This is a genomic window from Roseateles sp. P5_B10 (genome assembly GCF_056400485.1).
The window spans coordinates 1-2397 of the sequence record NZ_JBFULE010000785.1 but is presented as its reverse complement, the minus strand read 5'-3'; the positions used below and the strand labels follow the sequence as shown (position 1 = coordinate 2397).

General features: G+C 67.9%; 2 protein-coding genes. Both read right to left on the bottom strand.

Annotated elements, in window-relative coordinates:
- Positions 1-2082, bottom strand: a 2082-nt coding sequence (locus tag AC1DU6_RS27605; protein WP_477861030.1) for a sialate O-acetylesterase, incomplete at its 3' end; no start/stop codon positions are given.
- 7 nt (positions 2083-2089) lie between these two features.
- On the bottom strand, positions 2090-2397 hold a 308-nt coding region (locus tag AC1DU6_RS27600; protein WP_477861028.1), incomplete at its 5' end, for a hypothetical protein.

The following is a 2397-nucleotide window of genomic DNA, read 5'->3' as shown; positions in this document are numbered from 1 at the left end:
GGTGGCGCCGGTCTCGGTCGCATTGACAGACACGTAGTAGTACAACGTGCCGTTGCCTTCGTCCGTCGTCACCGTGCCGGTGGCGGTGGTCGTTCCCGTGGCTGCCCCCGTCGGCGAGGTGAGCGTTGGCGCCGTCACATCGGGCACCGTGATGAGYAGCGCCTGGCCAGACTCCAGGCCGAGCGTCAGCGCGTCGGCGGTGTCGTCGCGCACCGGGCTGGAGACTGTCGGGTTGGCGCCGTACTGGTAGCGCAGCGACTCGCCGCCGGTCAGGGCCGTGGCCAGCGTCAGCGTGATCTTGGTGGCGGTGGTGCGCACTGCTGCGCTGATGGCCGGCGCGGCACCACCGGTGACGGCAAAGCCCGTGATGCCGGTGCTGGGCGTGAAGTCAGTGCCGCCGCGGTGGGTCAGCGTGACTTCGACGGTGGTGCTCGACGTCTTCACCGCGCTGGCAATGGCTGGGCCGCGCACATACGCCGAGAGCCCCATGGCGGCCCGGTAGGCCCGCGCGCCGCGCACGCCCTGCTTGACGGCGCCGGCGTCGTCAAGGTGGACATAGTCCGTCAGGGTCAGATCCTGATTGAACGCCGCGAGGTAGTTGTTGGCCGAGCCGCCTGCCGTGATCTGCGCGCGGCGGATGCCCTCCCACGAGGCATCTGTCGGGCCCGGGTTCGTGTAGCGGCCGAGCGGGCTGATGATTACCGGCAGCGCCGCCTGGCTGAAGGCGGTGCGGATGCGACCGAACAGCGTCGCCAGGCCGGCCGCGTAGGTGGCCTCGCTGACGAGGTTGCTGTAGCCGTCCTGCTCGCCCTGGGCCCAATAGACGGCCTCCAGCTTGCCGCCTACCGAGTTCACGCCAGCCAGGAACAGCGCATAGGGCGACCCTCCTGCTGTGTTGAGCCAGTAGCCCGACCCCGAGTCGGCCGCAGCATCTAGCGCCGTGGAGCCGATGGCGTAGTTGAGGATCCAGACAGGAATGCTGCCGCCCAGCGCCGAGATGATCGAGTTACCAAGCGTGTTCGCCGCGGTGCCGGTGTTGGTGCGCAGCGCCCAGGCCGTGCCGGCGCTGCCAGAGTACTGCGCCAGCCGCGCGTTAGGGGACACGCTGGTCCCGTCCGTCGACATGCGAGCAGCCAGGCTCTGGCCGACGATGGCGATGAAGGCGCCCACACCGAAGCGGTTGGACCCGTTGGCGACTACTGAATGGTCGTTCGTCTGGCGAATCTGGAAGTTGTACCAAGCGCCCTCAGGCACGTTGATCGGGGTGCCGGTGAAGGCCCCGCCCGCATGCGCGCCCTTGATGCTGGTCCACGTCAGCACTTCGGTACTGGTGCCGTGCAGCACGACGCGCGCCTCGATGCCTGTGGCGGCCGTTGACGTGCCGGTGATCGTCAACGCACCGACGCCGCTTGCGCGCTGGATGCCCTTGCCGTCTACGACGTCGTCGAGGGCGATGCTGGCGGAGGCGACTTCCTTGTAGACGATGGCCAGCTTGACGCCATTGGCAGACGCCGCCCAGGTGGCGTAGTTCGTCGCATCGTCCACCAAGGTAGCAGTGGTCTGCACCTGCCCGACCATGCCGGCGCCGAAGTTGACGCCCCCGTTGTAGACCTGCGAGCCCAGCGTCGTGAAGCCGTTCGCGGCCGCATAGCTGGCGGGTTGATCGACCGTCAGGATGCCATGGCCGCCGATGACGAAACCGCCCGCGCCGCTGGGGGTGAAGTCTGCAAACGCCAAGCCGGCGCCGGTGCCCGACACGTCATGCGCAACGGGGATCAGGTCGACGGCGGGCGAATCGGTGCAGGTCCAGAACTCGGCGAGGAGCACCGAGGCAGCGCCATGCGATGTGATGACGTGCGCGGTTGACGTGATGGGGCTGAGACAGTCCCAAAGCGCACCCTCCGCGGAAGCGGCCCGGAAAGCGCGCTTGGTGTAGGTGTTGCCGACATTGTCAGTGGGCGCGCTGGCTGCGCCCATCGTGATGATGGTGATGCCCTTGACGCCCGCAGCCTGCGAGTTGTAGGCCGTGGTGACGCCAGTGTCGGTCGTGGCGATCCGGTTGGCGAGGGGAGTGAAGCTCATGTCGGGCTCAGAGCTTGAAAATCTTGTTCGCGCCGCTGTCCCATGCGACGGTGCCGCCCGTGGCGAGGGCCGCGATGGGCAGGCCGGTCGCGGTGTCGATGAACAAGATCAGCGGCGACGTTCCCTCAACCCCGGTGTCCACGTAGATCGCCAGCGCCTCGATGGTGGGCGCGCTGCTTAGCCCGCTGAAGGCCAGGTCGTCCGCATCGAAGACGCCGTCGGTCAGCGTCTTGTTCGCCAGCGTGACCGGCGAGCCCACGCGCGCACCGGCCGTGATGTCGGACAGGTACTGGTGCGAAGCGGAGTAGGTGTAGC